Source organism: Vibrio aquaticus (assembly GCF_003970385.1).
In the GTDB taxonomy this organism is placed as follows: domain Bacteria; phylum Pseudomonadota; class Gammaproteobacteria; order Enterobacterales; family Vibrionaceae; genus Vibrio; species Vibrio aquaticus.
In genome coordinates, this window is sequence record NZ_RXZH01000007.1 from 164,206 (window position 1) to 188,854 (window position 24,649).

Annotated in this window: 19 protein-coding genes; 7 read left to right on the forward strand and 12 right to left on the reverse strand. The window is 46.2% G+C overall.

Annotated elements, in window-relative coordinates; translation table 11 throughout:
- Window positions 1-63 precede the first annotated feature (63 nt).
- From EJ063_RS15490 to aspA, 6 genes are all read right to left on the reverse strand, one after another.
- Window positions 64-1,074 (reverse strand): ornithine carbamoyltransferase, encoded by a 1,011-nt coding sequence (locus tag EJ063_RS15490; RefSeq protein WP_005470961.1) that lies wholly within the window; start codon window positions 1,072-1,074, stop codon window positions 64-66.
- A 104-nt stretch (window positions 1,075-1,178) separates the two neighbouring features.
- On the reverse strand, window positions 1,179-2,090 hold the full coding sequence (gene arcC / locus EJ063_RS15495) for a carbamate kinase (RefSeq protein ID WP_126575250.1): 912 nt from the start codon (window positions 2,088-2,090) through the stop codon (window positions 1,179-1,181).
- Between the two features lie 60 nt (window positions 2,091-2,150).
- Window positions 2,151-3,374 (reverse strand): arginine deiminase, encoded by a 1,224-nt coding sequence (arcA, locus tag EJ063_RS15500; RefSeq protein WP_004410565.1) that lies wholly within the window; start codon window positions 3,372-3,374, stop codon window positions 2,151-2,153.
- Window positions 3,375-4,316: 942 nt separating this feature from the next.
- A complete protein-coding gene (locus EJ063_RS15505; RefSeq protein WP_126575251.1) occupies window positions 4,317-5,765 on the reverse strand; it encodes a YfcC family protein in 1,449 nt (482 codons plus the stop codon).
- Between the two features lie 475 nt (window positions 5,766-6,240).
- Entirely contained in the window at window positions 6,241-7,548 is a 1,308-nt protein-coding gene (locus EJ063_RS15510; RefSeq protein WP_126575252.1) for an anaerobic C4-dicarboxylate transporter, read from the reverse strand.
- Window positions 7,549-7,704: 156 nt separating this feature from the next.
- Window positions 7,705-9,156 (reverse strand): aspartate ammonia-lyase, encoded by a 1,452-nt coding sequence (gene aspA, locus EJ063_RS15515; RefSeq protein ID WP_126575253.1) that lies wholly within the window; start codon window positions 9,154-9,156, stop codon window positions 7,705-7,707.
- 329 nt (window positions 9,157-9,485) lie between these two features.
- On the opposite strand from aspA, the gene EJ063_RS15520 reads away from it, so the two are divergent.
- The 7 genes from EJ063_RS15520 (at window position 9,486) to EJ063_RS15550 (ending at window position 19,063) form a co-directional block, all read left to right on the forward strand.
- Window positions 9,486-10,004, forward strand: coding sequence for an FxsA family protein (locus tag EJ063_RS15520; RefSeq protein ID WP_126575254.1), 519 nt, complete (start codon window positions 9,486-9,488; stop codon window positions 10,002-10,004).
- Window positions 10,005-10,353: 349 nt separating this feature from the next.
- On the forward strand, window positions 10,354-12,951 hold the full coding sequence (locus EJ063_RS15525) for an ExeM/NucH family extracellular endonuclease (protein ID WP_126575255.1): 2,598 nt from the start codon (window positions 10,354-10,356) through the stop codon (window positions 12,949-12,951).
- A 135-nt stretch (window positions 12,952-13,086) separates the two neighbouring features.
- On the forward strand, window positions 13,087-13,674 hold the full coding sequence (locus tag EJ063_RS15530) for an aminodeoxychorismate/anthranilate synthase component II (protein ID WP_126575256.1): 588 nt from the start codon (window positions 13,087-13,089) through the stop codon (window positions 13,672-13,674).
- Between the two features lie 403 nt (window positions 13,675-14,077).
- Window positions 14,078-15,292: an aspartate aminotransferase family protein gene (locus EJ063_RS15535; protein WP_126575257.1), complete on the forward strand. Its 1,215-nt coding sequence runs from the start codon at window positions 14,078-14,080 to the stop codon at window positions 15,290-15,292.
- A gap of 197 nt (window positions 15,293-15,489) precedes the next feature.
- Window positions 15,490-16,509, forward strand: coding sequence for an arginine N-succinyltransferase (gene astA / locus EJ063_RS15540; protein ID WP_126575258.1), 1,020 nt, complete (start codon window positions 15,490-15,492; stop codon window positions 16,507-16,509).
- A gap of 34 nt (window positions 16,510-16,543) precedes the next feature.
- Window positions 16,544-18,001 carry a succinylglutamate-semialdehyde dehydrogenase gene (gene astD / locus EJ063_RS15545; protein WP_126575259.1) on the forward strand — a complete coding sequence of 486 codons (1,458 nt, stop codon included), beginning with the start codon at window positions 16,544-16,546 and terminating at the stop codon, window positions 17,999-18,001.
- A gap of 270 nt (window positions 18,002-18,271) precedes the next feature.
- Entirely contained in the window at window positions 18,272-19,063 is a 792-nt protein-coding gene (locus EJ063_RS15550; RefSeq protein ID WP_126575260.1) for a DUF1338 domain-containing protein, read from the forward strand.
- Between the two features lie 71 nt (window positions 19,064-19,134).
- On the opposite strand, the gene crp is transcribed toward EJ063_RS15550, so the two are convergent.
- The 6 genes from crp to EJ063_RS15580 all read right to left on the reverse strand — a co-directional run bounded on the left by crp (window position 19,135) and on the right by EJ063_RS15580 (window position 24,621).
- Window positions 19,135-19,767 (reverse strand): cAMP-activated global transcriptional regulator CRP, encoded by a 633-nt coding sequence (gene crp / locus EJ063_RS15555; RefSeq protein WP_009602948.1) that lies wholly within the window; start codon window positions 19,765-19,767, stop codon window positions 19,135-19,137.
- 241 nt (window positions 19,768-20,008) lie between these two features.
- On the reverse strand, window positions 20,009-20,878 hold the full coding sequence (locus tag EJ063_RS15560; RefSeq protein WP_126575261.1) for a phosphoribulokinase: 870 nt from the start codon (window positions 20,876-20,878) through the stop codon (window positions 20,009-20,011).
- Window positions 20,879-20,960: 82 nt separating this feature from the next.
- Window positions 20,961-21,173: a YheU family protein gene (locus EJ063_RS15565; RefSeq protein ID WP_126575262.1), complete on the reverse strand. Its 213-nt coding sequence runs from the start codon at window positions 21,171-21,173 to the stop codon at window positions 20,961-20,963.
- Between the two features lie 48 nt (window positions 21,174-21,221).
- Complete coding sequence (locus EJ063_RS15570) at window positions 21,222-22,199, reverse strand: hydrolase (RefSeq protein WP_126575263.1); 978 nt, start codon at window positions 22,197-22,199, stop codon at window positions 21,222-21,224.
- 23 nt (window positions 22,200-22,222) lie between these two features.
- Complete coding sequence (locus EJ063_RS15575) at window positions 22,223-22,702, reverse strand: TIGR02444 family protein (protein ID WP_126575264.1); 480 nt, start codon at window positions 22,700-22,702, stop codon at window positions 22,223-22,225.
- Entirely contained in the window at window positions 22,699-24,621 is a 1,923-nt protein-coding gene (locus tag EJ063_RS15580; RefSeq protein ID WP_126575265.1) for an ABC transporter ATP-binding protein, read from the reverse strand. Before EJ063_RS15580 ends, EJ063_RS15575 begins: the two co-directional genes overlap by 4 nt.
- Window positions 24,622-24,649 lie beyond the last annotated feature (28 nt).

Sequence of the window (24,649 nt, forward strand, 5' to 3'; positions counted from 1 at the left end):
GAAAAAAAATGCGGGCTTTATTCAAGAGAACTTCCTATCCTGCCACCCGCATTTCCCTGCAGATTAGTCGCCTAGTGTCGCAACCATTACCGCTTTGATAGTGTGCATGCGGTTTTCAGCTTCATCGAAGACGATAGAGTGCTTAGACTCAACCACTTCATCGGTCACTTCCACGCCATCTTTCAGTTGTGGGTACTCAGCCGCTAGCTGTTTACCAACGGTAGTATCTTCACCGTGGAACGCTGGTAGGCAGTGCATGAATTTCACATGTGGGTTACCCGTTGCTTTTAGCATGTCCATGTTCACTTGGTAAGGCATCATTAGGTTAATACGCTCAGCCCAAGCTTCTTTCGCTTCACCCATAGATACCCAAACGTCAGTGTATAGGTAATCACAACCTTGAACGCCTTCTTGTACGTCTTCAGTTAGCGTGATTTTCGCACCGGTTTCTTCAGCGATTTCACGACATGTTGCGACGAGTTCTTCTTCTGGCCAGAACGCTTTAGGTGCCACTAGACGGATGTCCATGCCCATTTTCGCTGCGCCAACCATTAGCGAGTTGCCCATGTTGTTGCGTGCATCACCTAGGTAAGCAAACTTCATTTCGTGTAGCTGTTTGCCACGGCCGTGTTCCATCATCGTTAGGAAGTCAGCTAGGATTTGAGTTGGGTGGAATTCGTCTGTTAGGCCGTTCCATACTGGTACGCCAGCGTATGCGCCTAGCTCTTCAACGATCTCTTGACCGAAACCACGGTACTCGATGCCGTCGTACATGCGACCAAGCACGCGAGCTGTATCTTTCATTGACTCTTTGTGACCGATTTGAGAACCCGATGGGCCTAAGTAAGAAACTTGAGCGCCTTGGTCAAAGGCTGCAACTTCAAATGCACAACGTGTACGAGTTGACGTTTTCTCGAAGATTAACGCAATGTTTTTACCTTTTAGACGAGGTTGCTCATAGCCGTTGTATTTTGCTTTTTTCAGTTCCGCAGAAAGATCCAAGAAATGTTGGATTTCACGTGGAGTAAAGTCTAATAGTTTTAGGAAGTTACGGTTACGTAGGTTAAAAGCCATGATGTTTTCCTTCTTTGTTTTGTATGCGCTCTCTTGGTTGCAGGGAAAGAGGTAAGAAAGCGCACAAGGTAATTGGTTTTAAATAACTAATGTTTATTTAGGGCCTAGCCTTTAGTGATGTTAGTGCCGGCTGTGCCTTGAAGAATTTGCAGGCCATCTTGCAGTGAGCCGATGCCAACCACTTTGCCGCCTTGCTTAATGAACTCGCACGATGCTTCGATTTTTGGCCCCATAGAGCCTGCATCAAATTGGTATTTCGCCAGTTCGCTTGGGTTAGTGCTGCGCAGTGCATGTTGAGTGGGTTTGCCCCAATCTAGGTAAACGGCATCGGCATCAGTCAGGATAAGCAGTGCATCTGCATCTAACTGTTTCGCAAGGAATGCAGCTGACATATCTTTGTCGATAACCGCTTCCACACCGACTAACTTGCCGTTTTCGCGTTTCACCGGAATACCGCCACCGCCAGTACAAATCACTAAGTGACCTTGTTCGATAAGCGCAGTGATCGCGTCATGCTCGATGATGCCCGTTGGTTGTGGGCTAGGTACTACACGGCGGAAGTGTTGGCCGTCTGGCTTGATTGTCCAGTGGTACTTCTCAGCCAATTCACGTGCTTCTGCTTCTTCGTAAATTGGACCAATTGGCTTAGTCGGGTCAGCGAAGGCAGGATCTTTTGGATCGACGGTCATTTGGGTCAACATGCAAGTTGCGTTGACGTTAGGCATTTGGTTTTTGAATTCTTGCATCAGCATGTAGCCGATCATGCCTTGAGTTTCACTGCCCAATACGTCTAGTGGGTAAGGCGCCACTTTTTTGTATTCCAAACCTTGCAGGGCCAGTAAGCCAACTTGTGGGCCGTTACCGTGCACAAGTACCACGTTGTACTCTTGAGCAATCTCAGAAATGGTTTTTACCGCGATTTCAATATTGTGGCGCTGCACATCTGCTTCCAACGGTTCACCGCGACGAAGAAGAGCGTTACCACCTAGTGCTACAACTACAGTTTGTTTAGTCATTGCTGTTATCTCTTTGCAGGGGGCAGGAGAAAGTTCCCTCCTGCCAAATCAACTGGTTACTTAAATGCCGTCACGTTCGATTGGGCAGCTCATGCAGCGAGCGCCGCCGCGACCACGACCTAGCTCATCACCTGGGATAGGGAGTACAGTGATGCCTGCTTTGTCGTATTTCTCGTTGGTGTAAGTGTTGCCTTCGTAGCCGATAACCACGCCTGGTTTCACGGTAAGAACGTTGTTCGCGTCGTTCCACTGCTCACGTTCTGCGTGGAAGTTGTCACCACCGGTTGTGATAAGGTTTAGCTTGTCTACGCCCAATGCTTTTTCGATAGCCGTGACGAAGTAGCCTTCTTCTTTGACATTGACCGCGCCAGACTCATCACCAGTTAGGCTCCAACATTTAACGTCTTTACGCACTACTTCTGGGTAAACAGAGAAAGTATCTTCGTTCATGTGCGTCATTACGGTATCTAGGTGCATGCAAGAGCGGTGTTTCGGTAGCTCCATTGCAATGATTTGCTTCGCTTGACCGTGTTTGAACAAGCCTGATGCTAAGTGCTCAACACCTTGTGCGGTTGTACGCTCAGACATGCCGATAAGTACTGTGCCGCGACCGATAACCAATACGTCACCGCCTTCGATGGTTGAGTTGTCGTAGTTGATGTTTTCGTCATCGCCAAAGTACTTAATGAAGTCTTGACCTGCGAACGTTGGGTGCCAGCGGTAGATAGCGCGAACATGGTTAGTTTCACGTTGACGAGCTGGTTTCGCCATTGGGTTGATGGATACGCCACCGTAAACCCAGCATGAAGTGTCACGAGTGAATAAGTGGTTTGGTAGTGGCTCGATGATGAAGTCTGTTGGCGCGTGAAGACCTTGCAACATAGAAGAAGACTTCATTGGCATTTCAGCGTAAGACAGACCACCCGTTAGGATCTTCGCTAGTTCTAGGTTTGGAAGGTCACCTAGGTAGCAGCGCACGTCGTTAGCAAATGTTTTACCTAGACGGTAATCAGATACCTGACGGCTCAGTAGCCAATCTTTTGCTTCTGGCACTGCAAGTGTGTCAGCAAGAAGGTCGGTAAGAAGTAAAACCTCGACACCTTGGTCACGCAGTGTTTGAGTGAACACATCGTGCTCTTTACCTGCACGCTCAACAGCAAGCACGTCATCAAACAGTAGGTCATGACAGTTAGAAGGTGTTAAGTGAGTGAGAGCGCGTCTAGGACGGTGAACAAGAACGCGACGTAATTGACCGATTTCAGAACCTACGTATAACTTACTCATGATCGTATCTCTCTTATATTTCTTTAATTAGTTTTAATTTAAAAAACTAATAATTAATTTGTAGGGAATAGAAGCGTGAATTTGCTTATTCACTTATTTTGTTTCTGGAATTCATATTACGCCTGTTGGCAGGGGATTCTTAGAGGTCAATCACAGTTCGTTTTTTATGCTCCAAGCCTTGATTTATAAGGGTTTTAACAATATCTATTCACTTGTTGCCTGGATGTGAATGCCCTATTTAGGTGAGTTTTGGGGAAGTTTATGCATCACTTTATGCGTAGTATTAGATTGGCGGTGTTTAGGGGGAATAAAATTCAATTTAAATAGACTAATAAAAAGGTGAATAGGTTGGAAGTATGCACTTAAAACTCCTAGATAAGTGATTTTGTAGAGTGAATTAATTGTCTGGTAACAAAACTTTTGATAATAAGTATGTTGTGGATCACATTGGCCATTTAAAATACGACAAACACTAAAATAAGTTAGATTAATAGAGTTAATTAATTGCGATAGTTTTTCTTATTAATAAATGTCGGGAAATGTAGATTCATTGAATGGTGTTATTTGAATTAGTCATTCCATAGAGCGACTAGCGTTAAGAGATCCCCAACTCGTTCGTTCCTCACTCTTGAGGATGACAGTGCTGTAGTGAAGAGGAGTTTTGTTAGTCATTCCATAGAGCGACGAAGGAGAGAGTAGGGAATCTCTAAAATAGTGCGACTAGCGTTAAGAGATCCCCAACTCGTTCGTTCCTCACTCTTGAGGATGACAGTGCTGTAGTGAAGAGGAGTTTTGTTAGTCATTCCATAGAGCGACGCAGGAGTGAGTAGGGAATCTCTAGACGGTTTCTTACCTAGCTTCGAAACGAGAAAAGCCGCACTAGGGCGGCTTTGGGAGAGGGCTCACTTCCTGTGAGCCGGGTAAGGAAAAGAAACGGTTAACTTAGATTAGCGCTGCAATACTTAGACATACGATGCAGAACAGAGTCAGAATCGCGAGCAGTGGCGCTACCCATTTCACCCAGCGAACGTAAGGGACGCGAGCAATAGCCAAGCCACCCATTACCACCGCTGATGTCGGCGTAATTAAGTTCACTAGACCTGAAGCAGACTGGTAAGCAGTGATAACAAGTTCACGACCGACACCCGCAAAGTCAGCAAGTGGTGCCATGATTGGCATGGTCAATACCGCTAGACCTGATGTTGAAGGTACTAGGAATGACAGTAGAATCTCTAGGAAGAACATCACATTGATGAACACGACTGACGATAGGCCGGTTACCATTTGTTCTGCTGAGAACAAGATAGTATCGGTGATCATACCGCGGTCCATTACCACCACGATGCCGCGAGCAATACCGATAATCAGTGCGACACCCAGTAGGTCACGAGCGCCGTCGATAAAGCTATTGGTAAAGTCTTCTTCACTCATGCGAGCCACTAGGCCAACAAGAATCGTTGCCGCTAGGAACATGGCTGAGATCTCTGCCATCCACCATCCTGCAACAGACACACCGTAAATCATTACCCCGAATGAACCACCGAAGATAGCTAGGATAACTTTACGCGTTGTTGTGAATTCTAGAGAGCCGACATCTTGATTGCCAAGGAAGTGCGCTTTGTTCTCTTCGTACTTGTCGTAGACGATAGACTTGCTTTGGTCTTCACGAACCATGCGAGCGTAACGCATCACGTAAGCCACACAGATACCGTAGCCAATCACCAGCATGATTGCGCGCAGCATAATGCCATCAGTAAAAGGAATGCCAGAAGCGTTGGCAGCAATGACCGTCGCAAATGGGTTAATGGTAGAGCCTAGCACACCGATACCCGCGCCAAGAAGTACAGTTGCTGCAGCAACGAGTGGGTCAAAGCGTGCTGCCATCATCACAGGAACGAGTAGGGTGTAAAAAGGTAATGACTCTTCCGCCATACCATAGACAGTACCGCCAGCTGCAAACAGTGCCATCAAGATAGGAATCATCATCTCTTCTCTACCTTGCAAGCGATGGGTTACGCGTTCGATACCCGCATCAATAGCGCCAGTCTTGGTGACTAAGCCCAGGAAGCCACCGATGATAAGAATGAAAAGAGAAACATCGATAGCAGCAGCTTCATAGCTATTGTGGTCATAGAAGCCATCAATCGGTGCTAGAAGCACATCAATGACACCTTGAGGATTGCCTTCTACCGCTTGGTAGGTGCCTGTTACGGGAACTTCTCGACCGAGATCTTCGTTCATTTGACGATCGTATTGACCGGCAGGAACAATCCAAGTGAGTAGGGCGACAAGAGCGATAAGAATGAAAAGAATGGTGTAAGCAGAAGGGAATTTAAAGTTGGCAAATAAGCCGCCTTTTTTCTCTTGTGTCGGTACGGTTTGCGTTGTCATGGCTATCTCCTTACTTCTACCTACATACCTATAGATAAAAGTGAATCAGCGACTATCGTTATTGAAAAATAAATAACTCTGTAGGGAAGTTATTAAGCTTGATTGTATTTTTATAGAGGTTATTAACCTGGCTGATTGTATTTTAAAGCCACAGTTGGCCGCTAACTTTGTGGATCTTCACAAAAAACACCCTCTGTTTTTTAGGGGTAATGGGCTATAGGTTAGTTGTAAGGGTAATTGTTTGAAATAGTCGGATTAATATTCTGGTTAATATCTGTGAGTGATAATTAGAGCTCAGGGTTGAATGGCGGAATGATTTTATTTGGGAATTTTATTCAATGGAATGGATTATAATGCCTCGAATAATTTCGGTGCTTTTATTGATTAAGGTCAATAATGAAGTGTGAGCTAAATATTATTACGAATCGGAAAATAAAAAAGGGAGCCGCAGCCCCCTTGAATTATTGACTAGGAATTAAATAAATAGGCTACCAAACGTAAAGCCTAGCGCCACTGCTGACGCAATAGTTGCTACACCCGGAATAAAGAATGGGTGGTTAAAGACGTACTTACCAATGCGAGTAGAGCCTGTGTCATCCATCTCAACCGCTGCGAGTAGCGTAGGGTAAGTTGGCAGTACGAACAGCGCACTTACTGCCGCAAATGATGCCACTGCCGTTAGTGGTGCTACGCCAATCGCTAGTGCTGCAGGCATCAAGGCAACCGTAGTTGCACCTTGTGAGTAAAGCAGCATAGAAGCGAAGAACAGTACCATTGCTAGCATCCAAGGGTAGTCAGCCAGTAGTGCACCAGCGACTTCTTTAATCCCATCAACGTGTGCGTTTACAAACGTAGAACCAAGCCATGCCACACCCAGTACACAAACACACGCTGTCATACCAGAACGGAACGTTGCTGCAGCTGGGATTTTACCTGAGTCGATTTTACAGCTCATTACGATAGCGGCTGCGGCTGCAAGCATCACGGTCATGATCGCTTCGTTGCGGCCAAGAGCAGGGTTGTCAATCAGACCAATTGAGTTCGAAATTGCCGCTGCGTAACAAACCACAAAACCAATCGCCGCTAGGAAGATGTAAGTCGCTTTTTTCGCAGTCGGTAGGATTTCACGTTTCTCTTCAGTTGCTAGCTTGATTAGGCCTTTTTCTAGGCGCTCTTGATAAACAGGATCATCTTTTAGCTCACAGCCCATGAAGTTAGCCACAAATGCACCCACCATACAGGCAACAAATGTCGTTGGAATACACACAGCAAGTAGCGTTAGGTAATCGACGCCCATTGGTGCCAGCATTGCCGCGAATGCAACCACTGCTGCCGAAATTGGCGAAGCGGTAATGGCAATCTGAGAAGCCACTACCGCGATAGAAAGTGGACGAGAAGGACGAACGCCTTGGCCTTTGGCTACTTCTGCAATAACAGGCAGTGTAGAGAAAGCAGTGTGACCGGTACCCGCCATTAATGTCATTAGGAAGGTAACAATTGGCGCGTAAAATGTGATGCGCTCAGGATGCTTGCGCAGGAAGTTCTCAGCTACTTGCACCATCCAATCTAGACCACCGGCGACTTGCATAGCAGCGATCGCGGTAATTACCGACATAATGATCAGAATAACATCGATAGGAATGAACGCTTGGCTTGTTGGTACACCTAAAAACAGCGACAGTGCAATAACACCCGCACCACCGGCAAGACCAATACCAATGCCCCCAATTCTTGCTCCCAAATAGATGAAGAGCAGAACGACAAACAGTTCTACTGCTACCATAGTTGATACCTCATAAAGTTAATTTTGATTCTAATTATCTAAAAACTCAGTGTCTGAATGTTTAGATAATTTGGCATTTAAAGACCATGAAAAAAGTATGGCTAACCGCATGGGAGCCCAAAAAAGGGCCCCGTTTGGGACCCTTTCTGATTTCGCTTATTCGTAGCGTTTTGCTTTATACGTTGGGTGCATAAAGTTTTCAACTGAAAGAATGTCATCAAGCTCTTCAGCGGTCAGTAATCCACGCTCTAGAACCACTTCACGGACACTCTTACCCGTTTCCGCACAAATCTTACCCACGATGTCACCTTCGTGGTGGCCAATGTATGGGTTTAGGTAAGTCACGATACCGATAGAGTTGTACACGTAGCCTTCACACACTTCTTTGTTCACAGTGATGCCGTCGATACATTTGTCACGTAGGTTCACACATGCGTTGTGTAGTAGAGAGATAGACTCAAATACACTTTGTGCGATAACCGGTTCCATCACGTTAAGCTGTAGCTGACCACCTTCCGCTGCGAAAGAAACCGTGTTGTCGTTACCGAGAACTTTAAAGCAAACTTGGTTTACTACTTCAGGGATAACTGGGTTTACTTTAGCTGGCATGATTGAAGAGCCTGCTTGCATTTCTGGTAGGTTAAGCTCGTTTAGACCAGAGCGAGGACCAGAAGAAAGTAGACGAAGGTCGTTACAGATCTTAGACAGTTTCACCGCAAGGCGTTTAAGCGCACCGTGCGTCATTACGTAAGCACCACAGTCAGACGTTGCTTCAATTAGGTCTTCTGCAGGAACCACGTCTAGGCCCGTCACTTCTGCTAGGTGTTTCACGGCTGTCGCTTGGTAGCCTGCTGGTGCATTTAGACCAGTACCGATTGCTGTTGCACCAAGGTTGATTTCTAGTAGTAGCTTAGACGTGTAGTCTAGAGCACGAATTTCTTCGTTAAGTGTTACAGCCCATGCGTGGAACTCTTGACCTACTGTCATAGGAACTGCGTCTTGAAGCTGAGTACGACCCATCTTCAATACATTTTTAAACTCTTGTGCTTTAAGCTCGAATGCGCCTTTCAGGTATTCGATCGCTTCCATCAACTGGTGAACACTGTTGTAAACCGCAATACGGAAACCCGTTGGGTACGCACAGTTCGTTGATTGGCTCTTGTTTACGTGGTCATTCGGGTTGATGAACTCATATTGGCCTTTTTCCTTGCCCATCAGTTCAAGTGCAACGTTAGCGATTACTTCGTTCGTGTTCATGTTCACTGACGTGCCCGCACCGCCTTGGAATACGTCTGATGGGAACTGATCCATGCACTTACCTGTTTCAAGGATCAAATCACACGCTTCAAGAATGTAGCTCGCCACGTCTTTTGGAATTGCGCCAAGCTCTTTGTTTGCCAATGCAGCGGCTTTCTTCGTCATCACCATACCACGAACGAATTCTGGTACGTCTGAGATGGTCGTGCTTGAAATGTTGAAGTTTTCGATCGCGCGCAGAGTGTGAATGCCGTAGTACGCATCAGCTGGTACGTGGCGCTCGCCTAGTAGGTCTTCTTCGATACGAGTTGCAGAGTTAGCCGTTTTTGGAGCATCAGTTAGGGTAGCCATACAGGATCCTTAGAGATTTATTCTGATCATAAAGTTATTTTCTAGCCATTCTGTAGTAGTAGAATCCATTCGGCAGAATTTCTGGCTGTATAATCCGTCCTGACTTATGTGGCACATGATACTGTACCTAGCGCATAAAAATAGTAACTTGATCACCTTTTTTATCTTTTATTGAGTCAATATTATGTTAGATATGAATAGGGTGTTAATAGCCCTTTAGTGGTAGGGCTTTATTGAGATTTCTATCATGCTTGGTTACGCTTTTTTACGGGTTAGATTTGAGGTTGAGAACGGTTTCAGCGTACACTGAACGAAACCAAGGAGTGCATGTGTTTCCTATCTTACTATTACTGTTTATTTTCGTTCCTATCATCGAAATAGGCCTATTTATTCAAGTGGGCGGCTTCTTAGGATTATGGCCGACCATTGCTCTTGTACTGATCACTGCCTTTGTGGGTGCTTCGTTGGTTCGTAGTCAAGGCTTACAAACCTTGATGTCAGTACAAAACCGCCTGAATCAGGGCGAACTGCCAGCGCAGCAAATTTTTGAAGGTGTGATGCTCGCCGTCGCCGGTGTCCTGCTGTTAACACCAGGCTTTATGACTGACGCACTGGGTATGTTAGTGCTGTTGCCTGCGCCACGAGCCGTCATTGCTAAATACCTAATGTCGAAGATGGTGGTGAAGTCAGTAGGTGGTAACGGATTCCATGGTAGCTTTAACGGCAGTCAATTTGGCCAAAGCCCATTTGAGCAAGACCCTTTCCATCGTGATGATTCTCAGCAAGGTTCGACTTTTGAAGGCGAATATGAGCGCAAGGACGACGATGATCGAAATCGACTTAACTAAGCCCTTATCATGATTTAAAAGAGACGCAGCAATGCGTCTTTTTTTATGCATCCCTTTCTATATCAGGGCTAGATGCTTTGCTCTATTTATTAGTAAAAGCTTAACTAACTCAAACGATTAGTCTCATTTCTGCAACTTCTGTTATCCCGATATGTTGAAATTTTGATGGCGATTCAATTATTCATCATATCTATGAGATCGAAATCTCACTGTCATTGAATGTAATTTTTTGTTTCATAAAAAACGTCAACACTGGACAGGATTTATTAAAACGGAGTCACGCTAAAAGTGACGTGGAACACGCTTTCTAGTTTTTAAGGAACATTGGAAGCGATGCATGGTGGATAACATGAAACAAAAATTAACTCCTACCCTAATAGCCGCAGTGGTTGCTGGTGCGCTATCGTCTCCAGCAATGGCTGACGTGATTATTTCTCAATACGTTGAAGGCGGTAGCTACAACAAAGCGATTGAGGTTGCCAATACAGGCGACAGCTCGGTTTCTTTAGATGGTTATGAGCTTGCTAAGCAGAGCAACGGTAAAGGCGATTGGGGCAGTAAACTGTCACTCAATGGCCAAGTGTTAGCAGCACAAAGTGTTCTCGTTGTCGCGCACACAAGTGCTCGCGATGACATTAAAGCGGTTGCCGATATTCTTGATGGTTCTTTGGCGAACTTTAATGGTGATGACCCAATGGCGCTTTTAAAAGACGGTGCCGTTCATGACCTATTGGGTGTTGCGGGCGATGTCGACTTTGCTAAAGACGTCACGCTGGTACGTAATTCGGATGCGATGACACCAACTTCTTCGTATGACGCCTCTCAATGGTCATCACTTCCGAAAGACAGCATCGAAGGCTTAGGTGTTCTTGATGGTGGCACAGCGCCAGAACCATTTGCTTGTACACAAGACGGTGCGACCCCGACCTTCACTTCGATTCAAGATATTCAAGGTGACGGTGATACTTCGCCATTCATCAATGGCTACCCATACATCACTGACGAAGAGTTCTTTGTTAAAGGCGTAGTAAGCGCGGTAACAACCGGCCTGACAAAAGGCTTCTACCTACAAGCGTTAACGGATGATTACAACCCAGAGACATCTGAAGGTTTGTTTGTTCATACCAACCAATCGAGCTCTGATCTGCAAGCAGGCGATGTGGTGTGTGTGAAAGGCAAGGTGCAAGAGTACTACGATCACACTCAGCTAAAAGTTGAAAACAACCACTGGGTTAAACAAGGTGAGCAAGCAGCGCCAACGGCGACAGACATCGAAATCCTAGCAACCGATGCAAACTTCGACCGCACATTAGAGCGTTACGAAGGCATGTTGGTGAACACCACTGAAGCTCTCGATATGCGCGTTACCCGTACCTTTGGCTATGATTATGCAGCGCGTCGTAACAATATGGTGCTAGCACAAGGTCGTATCAGCATGCAGCCAAACCAGAACTTCCCTGCAGGTTCTGACGAAGCGAAACAGCAAAGCATCGAAAACGCAGAGCGCCGTTTGTATGTTGAATCCGATGCTAAGGCTGGCGATGGACAAGTTCCATACTACCCAGACTTCGGTCGCACTGATATTGACCAAGATGGCTCGACAGAAGATTACATCCGTATCGACGACACGATTGTGGGTCTGGAAGGCGTAATTACCTACAGCTACGGTGATTACCGTCTGATCCCAACCAACACCCTAACTAGCGAAAGCTTTATTCGTAACGACCCTCGTACCGAAGATATCGAGATGAAAGAGGGCGATTTACGTATCGCGACGTTCAACGTACTCAACTACTTCAACTCGCCATTCGGCGGCGACACCAATCCACATGGTGGTAACCGTGGCGCAAACAGCTTTGAAGAGTTCGAAGTACAGCAAGAGAAAATCGTTAATGCGATTCTACGCCTTGATGCTGACATCATTGGTCTAATGGAAATCGAAAACAACGGCTTTGGTGATAGCGGTGCAATTCGTCAGTTGGTTGACCAATTGAACGCGCGTATTGCGAAGAAGAAAGACCGTTACGACATCGTTGCTATTGACTCTAACGGCGACAAAGTAACGGATGAAAATGATTACATCGGCACTGACGTAATCACGACCGGCGTTATCTACCGTCCTAAAGTGGTTAAGTTGAAAGAATCTCGTGTGATTGCGATGCCAAGCCAGCAAGCGCCAGAAGTTCTAGATGACAATGGTAAAGTGATCGAAGATGGTAAGAACTACCAACGTGATTCTTTAGCGCCAACCTTCAAGGTGAAAGGCACTAAAGAGAAGATCACAGTAGCGATTAACCATCTTAAATCGAAAGGCTCTAAGTGTTGGGAAGATGCAGCGCCGGTTGAGCAAGGCGGTCAGGGTGGTCAAGACCTAGACAAACAAGGTTCTTGTGAGAACTTCCGTGTTGCAGCGGCTGTGGCTTTGGGTGATGCACTGAGCGAAATCAAAGGTCACAAGGTTATCTTGGGTGACTTGAACGCGTATGGCATGGAAGATCCATTGCTAGTTCTAACCGATTACAGCCAAGAGAAATACGGCAAGACGATCAAAGCAGCGCGTAACACATACATTGACGGCCAAGTTCAGTTTGGCGATGACGGTGCAGTGATCACAGATAGCTACGGTTACATTAATGCAGTGGCGAAAGCACATCCAAACAGCTGGAGCTACTCATACAATGATGAAGTGGGCGCACTTGACCACCTACTGATGAGCCCAAGTTTAGAGAAGCACTTTGTTGATGCGACCGATTGGCACATCAACGGTGGCGAGTCGAAACTGTTTGATTACAACGAAGAGTACAAAGGCGACCTACCTAAGTACAACGACCACTTCCGTTCTTCGGACCACGATCCAGCCGTGTTAGAACTGAACATGGCAGGTTCATTTGGCTTTGGTGCGATGATGTCTCTGTTTGGTTTAGCACTATGGCGTCGTAAAAAGTAATTTAGGCACCTAGATGTAAAGCAATAAGGCCAGTTTGTTCTGGCCTTAATTTTATCGTTTGCACTTGCCTTTCTTCGCTCATGCTGCACAATACCGCCCCTAACTACCCAATTTATCAATGCTGTTCGTTTCATCATGTTACTGATTATCGATAACTACGACTCTTTCACTTACAACCTTTACCAGTACTTTTGTGAACTGGGCGCAGAGGTGAGCGTGGTGCGTAATGATGAAATCACTCTAGAGCAGATTGAAGCGCTAACCCCAACCCATTTAGTGATTTCTCCTGGGCCATGCACCCCTAACGAAGCGGGGATCTCGCTGGCTGCAATTGAACACTTTGCGGGTAAGCTGCCTATTTTGGGCGTGTGTTTAGGGCATCAAGCAATAGCACAAGTATTTGGTGGCGAGGTGGTTCGTGCAAGGCAAGTCATGCATGGGAAGACATCGCCAATTACTCATAATGACCGCAGTGTTTTTTCATGTTTGAATAATCCTCTGACCGTGACTCGTTACCACTCTTTGGTAGTGAAAAACGGCACATTACCCGATTGTTTTGAGTTAACCGCTTGGACGGAACTGGACGATGGCAGCATGGATGAGATCATGGGTTACCAGCATAAAACTTTACCGATCGATGCAGTTCAGTTTCATCCAGAGTCGATTAAAACAGAGCAAGGGCATCAGATTCTCGCCAACTTTATCGCTCGAACGCCGCTTTAAAACACGCCACTTCATTGTCCAGTGTTCGGTTAAAGCCAGACTTAGATCACTTTTCTTAACATTTCTTTCATAACTTTCGATGTGGATACTTTGTGAAAAAGTATGCGCAGAGTTTGTCACGCCTACCTCTCAGCCCTTATCCCAACTAAGATTAACCATAGCTTATCTTTGCTATAAGAATATATTGCTTCATAAATGTGACTGGCTAATGCATAAATACTCAAGCTTAGTGATTATTAGACTTCATAGTGGCAAGTAAAAAGAATAAACCACTATTGAAATGGTTAATTAAATGTAAATACAATGCCGATGTTGCTTAATAGCAAAACAAAATCTTATTTCATTGAATCGAAGTAAGGACACCATATTCGCTATGCATGCGGTATTTAAGAGGGAATGTGCAATGACTGTAGAAAACAAAGTAGAACGCGGCTTGTTTGATGAGGTAATGGTACCTTGTTACAACCCAATGGAAATGATCCCAGTAAAAGGCGAGGGTGCTCGTGTTTGGGACCAGCAAGGTACAGAGTACATTGATTTTGCTGGTGGTATTGCCGTGAGCTGCCTTGGTCATTGTCACCCTGCAATGGTAAATGCGCTAACAGAGCAAGGTCAGAAAATCTGGCACCTAAGTAACGTAATGACTAACGAACCAGCTTTGCGTTTAGCGAAAAAGCTCACTGACGTATGTTTCGCTGAGAAAGTGTTCTTTGCAAACTCAGGCGCAGAAGCGAATGAAGCGGCATTAAAGCTGGCTCGCCGTTACGCAGCTGACGAGTTTGGCCCTGAAAAATCAGAAATCATCGCCTTTAAACAAGGTTTCCACGGCCGTACTTTCTTTACCGTTACTGTCGGTGGCCAAGAGGCATACTCAGACGGTTTTGGTCCTAAGCCGGGTGACGTAACACACCTACCATACAACGATGTTGAAGCGCTAAAAGCACATATCTCTGATCGCACTTGTGCCATCATGATGGAGCCACTTCAAGGCGAAGGCGGCATCATTTCTCCAACTGACGAATTCGTACAGACTGTTCGTGAATTGTGTGACAAGCACAATGCGCTGCTTATCTTTGATGAAGTTCAAACAGGTAACGGTCGTACCGGTCACTTCTACGCATACCAAGGTCTTGGCGTAACACCAGACATTCTAAGCACGGCGAAATCTCTTGGCGGCGGTTTCCCTGTCGGTGCAATGCTAACGACAACTGAGCTTTCTAAACACCTAAAAGTCGGTACACACGGTTCAACTTATGGCGGTAACCCACTTGCGTGTGCAGTTGCTGAAGCTGTGGTTGATGTTGTGAGCGCACCAGAAACACTCGCAGGTGTGGTTGAGCGTGAAGCGCTGTTCCGTGAAGGTTTAGCTAAACTTAACGACAAGTACAACATGTTTGCTGAAGTGCGTGGTAAAGGCCTACTGCTTGGCGCAGCACTGAACGATGAGTGGCAAGGCCGAGCACGTGACGTACTGGTTGCTGCAGGCAAAGAAGGTCTAATGGTATTGGTTGCGGGCACAAACGTTGTTCGTTTCACACCATCACTGGTGATTACTAAAGAAGAAATCGCAGAAGGTCTAGCGCGTCTAGATAAAGCTCTAGCAACGCTAGTTAAATAAGAAACATCTAGTCTAGTACTCATATCGACATAAACAGTGTCAGCCTCAAGAGGAAGGCACGACCGAGTTGGGGATCTCTTGCATCGCGTTGAGAGATTCCCTATCACGTTCGTTCCTCACTGTAGGGAATGACGAAGTCAAAGTATAAACAGATAACTATTGAGTACTAGCGTTCACTGCATCAGGAGGGAGTATCGATGCTGGTTGTTCGCCCTATCGCAATGTCGGACTACGACGCGCTGCACACGTGTGCGGTTGAGTCGGGTCACGGATTCACATCTCTACCGGTTAACGAAGAATTGTTAACCAACCGAATTACTCATTCAGAATACAGCTTTACTAAACCAGAGGTTACTGAGCCTGGTGATGAAGGCTACCTAATGGTTGGCTTTGATAGCGAAACTGGCGAAGTGGCTGGTTGTACCGGTATCGAAGCGTCCATTGGTTGGGATGTGCCTTTTTACTCTTACCACATCAGCAAGGTTGTGCATTCATCGCCAAAGCTTGGTGTGAACAATGTGGTTAAGCTACTAACTTTCGGCAACAACTACACAGGTTGCAGTGAGATTTGTACGCTGTTCCTAAGACCATCATTCCGTGGCGGCTTGAACGGCCGTTTGATGTCGAAATGTCGTTTCCTAATGATGGCGGAGCACCCGCATCGTTTCTCTGAAACTGTGTTTGCTGAAATGCGTGGTGTTTCTGACGATGAAGGTAACTCTCCATTCTGGCAATGGCTGCAAGAGCACTTCTTCTCAATTGATTTTACGATGGCCGATTACCTAACCGGTATTGGTAAGAAGGGCTTCATTGCAGATCTAATGCCAAAGCTACCAATCTACATCAACTTACTGAGCAAAGAAGCGCAAGCGGTGATCGGTCAGGTCCATGACAACACCAAACCAGCCTTGCGCCTACTTGAGAAAGAAGGTTTCACTTGCCGTAACTACGTCGACATTTTCGATGGTGGCCCAACGGTTGAATGTGATGTGCGCAATATCGAGTCGGTACGTCACTCGATTCGTGCCAAAGTGACCATTGCTGAGCACTCGAGCTCGCAAGATTACTTAATCTCAAACACCTCATTTGAAGATTTCCGTGCGGCAGCAGCAAAAGCAGCGTACGACCAAGCTTCTGAGTCGGTGATTCTGTCACCAGAAGTGGCAACCGCGCTCAAATTAAATGAAGGCGACTTCGTGCGCATGCTGGCTCAGTAAGCTCGATTAGAAGAATATTTTGAAGGAACAAGTTATGACACATTGGATTGCCGGTGAGTGGGTAAAAGGTCAAGGTGAGGCAATGGACTCACAAAGCCCATACAACAACGCAGTGATTTGGCAAGGCGAAAGCGCAACGCCGGCGCAAGTAAAGCAAGCAGTATCCGCTGCGCGCAGTGCATTCGTTGGCTGGAAAAAAATGAGTTTCGCTGAGCGTGAAGCTATTGTTCTGGCTTTCGCTGAAAAAGTGAAAGAGAACAGCGAACAAATCGCTGAGATCATCGCCAAGGAAACCGGTAAGCCGATTTGGGAAACACGCACCGAAGCCGCAGCGATGGCAGGTAAGATTGCTATCTCGATTCGTGCTTATCATGACCGTACTGGTGAAGCGCAACGTGAAGCCGCGGGTAACCAAATTGTTCTTCGTCACCGCCCATTAGGTGTGATGGCCGTTTTTGGTCCTTACAATTTCCCAGGTCACTTACCAAATGGTCATATCGTACCTGCGCTATTGGCTGGTAACACGGTGGTATTCAAACCTTCAGAGCAAACGCCATTAACGGGTGAGTTTGCGATGAAGCTGTGGGATCAAGTGGGTCTTCCTAAAGGTGTAATCAACCTAGTGCAAGGTGCGAAAGAAACCGGTATTGCACTGGCTGATTCGAAAGGTCTTGATGGTGTGTTGTTTACTGGCAGTGCCAACACCGGTCATATCCTACATAAACAGTTTGCAGGGCAGCCGGGTAAGATGCTGGCGCTAGAAATGGGTGGCAACAACCCTATGGTTATTTCTGATAACTACGGTGAGGTTGATGCGACGGTTTATACCATCATCCAATCGGCGTTCATCAGTGCCGGTCAACGCTGTACCTGTGCACGCCGTCTCTATGTTCCGTTAGGTGATAAGGGCGATCTACTGATCACTAAACTTGTGGAAGCAACCAACAAGATTCGAGTTGACCAGCCATTTGCAGAACCTGCGCCATTTATGGGCCCACAAATTTCGAAAGCAGCGGCTGACTTCATTTTGAATGCTCAAGCGAACCTGCAGCAGCTAGGTGGTGAAAGCTTGATTGAAGCAAAAGCGGGTCAAGCTGCGTTTGTTACTCCGGGCATTATCGATGTTACAGCGATTACTGATCTGCCAGATGAAGAATACTTTGGTCCACTGCTGCAAGTCGTGCGTTACCAAGGTCTTGAGAAAGCAGTAGAGCTGGCTAATGACACACGCTTTGGCCTATCGGCGGGTTTAGTGTCTACCGATGACGGTGAGTGGGAATACTTTGTTGACCACATTCGAGCAGGTATCGTGAACCGTAACCGCCAGTTAACCGGCGCAAGTGGTGATGCGCCATTTGGTGGTCCTGGCGCTTCAGGTAACTTACGTCCAAGTGCGTACTATGCCGCTGATTACTGTGCTTATCCTATGGCATCAATGGAAGGCGGAGAAACGCTTCTTCCAGCAACATTGAGCCCAGGGCTAGAGCTGTAAAACATTGACTGTAAAAACATTAGCTCTAAAAACAATAGCTCTAAAAACAATAGCTCTAAAAACAATAGCTCTAAAAACATTAGGTCAAAGAACCTAAGTTAGGGGATTCCCTTCTTCCTCCCCGAGCCGGGAGGTTTTAACGTCACAGGCTGAAGGCTATCACATTGACTATCTGGACAAGTCGATTTGGTAGCCTCCTTTATATCTCAATAATAATTAAAGTAAAAAACCGAAACCAATAACGTAACCAACCCCATACAAGGAGGCGTTATGACGCCAGATGTTCTATTCCAATCGTTATGGAATGACTATATTCAACGCTTGTGTCCTTCTGCTGAAAAAGTGCATCACCTACTGCAAGAAGATGAGACTCTGATTAATGACCACATTGCTCTGCGCACCTTTAATGTTGAACCATTAGGTATTGCAACCTTGGCTCAGCCTTTCTTAGATGCTGGCTATAAGCCATGCGGTGATTATGAATTTGAAAGCAAAAAGCTGGTGGCTAAGCATTTTGAACATCCCGATCCAAAGCAACCGAAAGTGTTTATCAGTGAGCTTAAAGTCAATGAGTGTTCAGAAGCGCTTCAGGCGATCGTTACCAAGCTTGTGAAGCAATTGGACACCCATGATCTAAAAGGTCCTGAGTTCCTTTGGGGCGGCCGTTTATGGGAGTTGAGTTACGCAGATTTTCAGACGTTAGCGAAAGAGAGTGAGTACGCTTCTTGGTTGGCGGCACATGGTTACGGTGCTAACCACTTTACCGTAAGTGTTAATCAGCTGAACGCCTTTGATGAAGTGAAGGAGGTCAACGACCACTTACGCCAATCTGGCTTTACCATTAATGAATCGGGCGGTGAAGTAAAAGGCTCGCCAGACGTTCTGTTAGAGCAATCCTCAACGATGGCCGACAAGGTCGCGGTTGAGTTTAGTGAAGGAACGGAGATGATTCCGGGTGGTTTCTATGAATTTGCTAAACGCTACCCAATGGCGAATGGTGAACTTTACCCAGGCTTTGTGGCAGCATCAGCAGATAAGATATTCGAAAGCACCAATGGCTAGTGTCGTTCGATAGATAAAAAGAAAGCCACCCAATGGGTGGCTTTACTGATTCTGTGGTTCGTTAATCGAGATTAACGAGTACCGTATACCACGATAGTCTTACCGTGTGCAGAAATTAGGTTCTGCTCTTCTAGCATCTTCAGGATACGACCAACGGTCTCACGTGAACAGCCAACAATCTGACCAATCTCTTGACGAGTGATCTTGATTTGCATGCCGTCTGGGTGAGTCATCGCATCAGGTTGTTTTGCTAGGTTTAGTAGCGTTTGAGCGATACGGCCAGTCACGTCTAGGAATGCTAGGTCACCCACTTTTTGGCTAGTCACTTGTAGGCGGCTTGCCATCTGCGAAGAAAGACGCATTAGGATGTCTGGGTTAACTTGAATTAGCTGACGGAACTTCTTGAAAGAGATTTCTGCTACTTCACAAGGAGACTTAGCACGAACCCAAGCAGTACGCTCTTGATCTTCTTCAAATAGACCAAGCTCACCAATAAAGTCACCTTGGTTTAGGTAAGAAAGGATCATTTCTTTACCTTCTTCGTCCTTGATAAGAACCGCAACAGAGCCTTTAACGATGTAGTACAACGTTTCCGCTTTTTCACCAGCGTGAATTAGCGTGCTTTTTGATGGGTACTTATGAATATGACAGTGTGAAAGGAACCACTCTAATGTTGGATCGGTTTGAGGTTTACCTAGAACCATAATATCTCACTTCCTCTGCAGGGTACGCTTGCTGCTTTCCATATTTTAGCAAAGCCTTAAATTGGCTTACTAGGATAAGAGCACTTTACAAATGCTGCAAGCTATCTTGTGTTTCGATAAGAAATAGTATCCTTTTTCGAAAACGATTTCTTGATTTTAATCGGGTCGTACGGCGTATTTACTACGCAAAACTGTGCACATGATCACGGTATGAAAAGTAATCGTGTTCTAGTCGTGAGTCTTAACCAATTTTGCCCGTTTCAATAAGCTGTTGAAGAATCGGACGTACAATCAATTCCATTGCAAAACTCATCTTGCCGCCAGGTACAACTAAAGTGTTGTGGCGCGACATAAACGAGCCATCAATCATCGCTAACAGGTAAGGAAAATCGACATTTTTGATGCCGCGTAGGCGAATCACAACAAAACTTTCATCAAGGCTTGGAATACCTTTGGCGTTTAATGGGTTCGATGTATCCACCGTTGGGACACGCTGAAAGTTAATATGAGTACGAGAAAATTGCGGGGTGATGTAGTTGAGGTAGTCGTCCATTGAGCGAACGATCGAGTCCATTACTGCTTCACGTGAGTGGCCACGATCACGGGTATCGCGAACGAATTTCTGAATCCACTCTAAGTTTACAATCGGGACCATGCCAATCAGAAAATCGACATGCTGTGCCACATTCACATCGCCATCAACAACGCCGCCATGCAGTCCTTCATAGAACAGAACGTCTGAGTTTTCAGGTAAATCTTGCCAAGGAGTAAAAGTACCGGGCATTTGGTTGTAAGGGACGGCTTCATCAAAGGTATGAAGGTAGCTGCGAACTTGGCCTACGCCCTCATGACCGTATTTACGAAAAAATTCAGCCAGTGCCGGGAAGTCATTAGCTTGTGGACCAAAGTAGCTAATGTGGCGGCCTTGCTCACGCGCTTTACGGATTTCTACGTCCATTTCTGGGCGAGTAAAGCGGTGGAAACTGTCCCCCTCAACCCATGCTGGTTTGACGTTCATCATGTTGAACATCTTGCGGAAAGCTTCTGAAGTGGTGGTGGTACCGGCGCCTGAAGAACCAGTCACGGCAATAATAGGGTGTTTTGCTGACATGACAAACCTTGTCTGAGAATACGTTCCTGTAATCGACGCCCACTATAGCATGCTTTGCTGGGGCGTCATCGTATGTGGTTCTCTAAAATCGATTTTTGAGTTGGATATCGACCGTTTCGTGCAACTCAGAGAAAACCACGACTGCCTCACCAGATTCGAGCAGCTGTTTTATTTGGTCGATTTTGCTTTGTAGAGATCTTTCGACCGCGCCGTAATCGGTTCCCTCACGTAATACAAACTCTTTGATTAAGTTTTCTAACGTATCTGGGTCAATCTGTTGCCAAGGAACAATCATAAATACCTCAAAATTCTATGTTCGTTATCAAGACGGAATGGGAGAGTATTATGCCGAAACCGCCAGACTTTCATAGTAGGCAGGCAGGGCTTCTTCTAACCAAAAGCGTGGCTTAATCGCACTCCCGGTCACAAAGCCAACGTGACCACCTTGGTCAAACAGCCGGTAGTCGATGTTATCTGGCAAAATATACTTAGGGATAACAGCGTCTGTCATAAAGGGATCGTCTTTGGCATGAATGATTTGCGTCGGAATCGTGATCTCTTTCAAACGATGGATTCCCGAACAGCGCTGATAGTAGTCTTCGGCGTCTTCGAATCCGTGCAGTGGTGCTGTGATTAAATCATCAAATTCATACAGTTTTGTGACGCGTTTGATGCACTGATATGAAAGACCTAACTCGCCTTTGAGGAGGTGGTGCTTTTGTAGTGCGCTCTTTTTGAGCGAAGAGAGCAGGTAGTTTTTATATACCTTAGAGAAGCCTTGCTCGATACGTTCTGAACAAGCGGATAGGTCAAGCGGCGCAGAGACAATGGTAGCGGCGTCTATCAGTGGCCTTTCACTGTACTGAGCAAGGTAGTTCGCCAGCATATTGCCACCTAACGAAATACCTACCGCGACTTTGTTTTTATTTGGGTGAATACCATCGAGATACTCAAGAAAGAATCGAGCATCTTCCACTTCACCAGAGTGATAGGCACGTGCGAGTTTGTTGGGTTTTCCACTGCAACCGCGAAAATGCATCATCACCGCAAGCCAACCATTTTCACTGAACGCGTTCATTAGGCCGTTGGCGTAAGGGCTATAAAAGCAGCCTTCTAAGCCATGAAACAAAACGAACACTGGCTTTTTCTGTGCCGCTTCACTGTTGGGTTCTTCGCTCCAAGCGATATCGAGGAAATCACCATCAGGCGTATCGAGTGTTTGCCAGATGGGTTCAAACAGCGCTTTCTTACGAATAAAACGCGGCGCAAGGGTTTGTAAGTGTGGATTGGTTAAGCCTTTGGCTGCAATAAATTGAGTCATAAGATTCCTACGGCCAATAGACCTTACAGGTTGGCGATGTTGTCGATAGGTTCTGCAAACGCGGAGTAAAGCTGTTCACCACCGAGCTGGCGACAATATCTTAATGTGAGAGGTTCACCGTGGTTGTACGTAAGATCGATGCTGTTGATGCAATCAACCAGATCCGATTGCTGCTGCTTTTCGAGTTGCAGTTCAAATTGGAGAGATTCACGATAGAGGGTATCGGAAACTTGCACCTTAAGCTTACGTCTGAGCTCTCTATAGCTGAGGAGTAAGGCCTCTGAGCGACCTAAGCACTCTTCGACGCGGTGCCAGTCTTGTTCTTGAAAACAGACCTGCTGCTCATCAAGCCATTTGAGCAGCAGCAGAAGGTTCACATTGCCTTTGAATTGATTTTGAAGATTTAAGCACGCCTCTTTTACCTCTCGCACACCGTAATATTGCAAACTGAATTGCCATAAACGTTCCAGTGTGAGGGATACTTTGACGTGCTTTGAACTCATTGGCTATTGAACTCCTGTTCCATCTGTTCTAGTTCTTCTTGGAGAGCCATCCACTCCATTTCAATGTCTTCAAGTTCACTTTTGCTGTTAGCTTGAACAGCCAATACTTCATTAAGTTTAGCTTTATTTTCCGCTTCATAAAGTGAGTTATCTGACAATTGCGCTTCGGCTTCGGCTAATGATTCACTTAACTTATCCATTTTCGCTTCCAGTTTTGTCAGGTTTTTGCGAATTGGTGCGGTCTGTTTACGGAACTCAGCTTCGCGGCGTTTAAGATCTTTTTTCGCTGCTGCGCTATTGGTGGTTTCTTTCGCCGGTTGAGCTGCTTGCGCTTCTTTTCGCTCGGCTTTTTGCTGATCGGTCAACCACTTGTAGTAGTCGCTTAAGTCACCATCAAACGGGGCAACTTGGCGATCATGAACAAGATAAAGATCATCGGTAGTCGCACGTAGCAAGTAACGGTCGTGCGAGACAATCACCATGGCACCTTCGAAGGTTTGCAGCGCCATCGTTAGGGCTTGGCGCATATCAAGATCCAAGTGGTTGGTTGGTTCATCGAGCAGCAGTAAGTTCGGCTTTTGCCATACGATCAATGCCAGAACCAGACGCGCTTTTTCACCGCCGGAGAATGGTGCCACCTTTTCTAGCGCTTTATCACCTTGGAAGCCAAAGCTGCCTAAGTAATTACGCAGTTCAAGTTCGTTCTTGTCTGGGGCAATCTGCATCATGTGCTGCAGTGGTGTTTCTTCTGGATGAAGCGTCTCTAATTGGTGCTGAGCAAAGTAGCCAATCTTAACGCCTTGTGAGTAAGTTAAGTCGCCACCTTGAGGGTTCAGTTCACGAGATAGTAGTTTAATCAGGGTAGATTTACCCGCGCCGTTGCGACCAAGCAGACCAATGCGGCTGCCCGGCACTAAGTTAAGGCGAATCTTCTCAAGGATCAGGTTGTCATCGTAACCCGCTGAAACTTCATCCATCATAATGATTGGGTTAGGCAGGGCGTCAGGGTCGCGGAACTGGAAGCTAAACGGGTTATCCAATTGAGCAGGCAAAACCTTTTCCATGCGTTCAAGCGCTTTGACACGACTTTGTGCTTGGCGAGCTTTTGATGCTTTATAGCGGAAACGATCAATGTAGCTTTGCATGTGCGACATCTGCTTCTGCTGCTTCTCAAATTGAGCTTGTTGCAGGATCAGCTTTTGCGCACGTTGATCTTCAAACGAAGAGTAGTTACCCGTGTATTCATTGAGCTGCTGATTTTCAACGTGAATGATGCGGCCAACGATCGGATCAAGGAAATCGCGATCGTGAGAGATCAAGACCAGTGTGCCAGGGTAGTTTTGTAACCAACGTTCTAGCCACATCACGGCGTCTAAATCCAAGTGGTTGGTTGGTTCATCGAGCAGTAATAAGTCAGAACGACAAAGCAGAGCTTGAGCCAAGTTCAAGCGCATACGCCAACCACCCGAGAACTGGGTTAGGCTCCAGCTCATTTGGTCTTGGCTAAAGCCCAAGCCATCTAACAATTCAGCAGCGCGAGCACGAATGCTATAACCACCAATGGTTTCGATTTGGCCGTGGATCTCTGCCACAAGTGTGCCGTTATCTTTCTGCTCGGCTTCGGCTAACTTCGCTTCTAGTCCACGATATTCACGGTCACCATCAATGACATACTCAATCGCACTGCGTTCAAGTGCCGGTGTTTCCTGAGCGACCCACGCCAGCTCCCAGTGTGCAGGTTTACTAAAGTTCCCCGCATCTATAGAGAGCTCGTCTTTAATTAGGGCGAATAGGGTGGATTTACCACAACCGTTTTTGCCCACCAGACCCACTTTGTCGCCTGGGTGAATGGTTGCGGATGCTTGATCGAGAAGTGGTGTACCACCACGAAGAAGCTGTATGCCAGAGAAGGTAATCATAATTTTTTGCTTTGTCTTTGCTCGTACT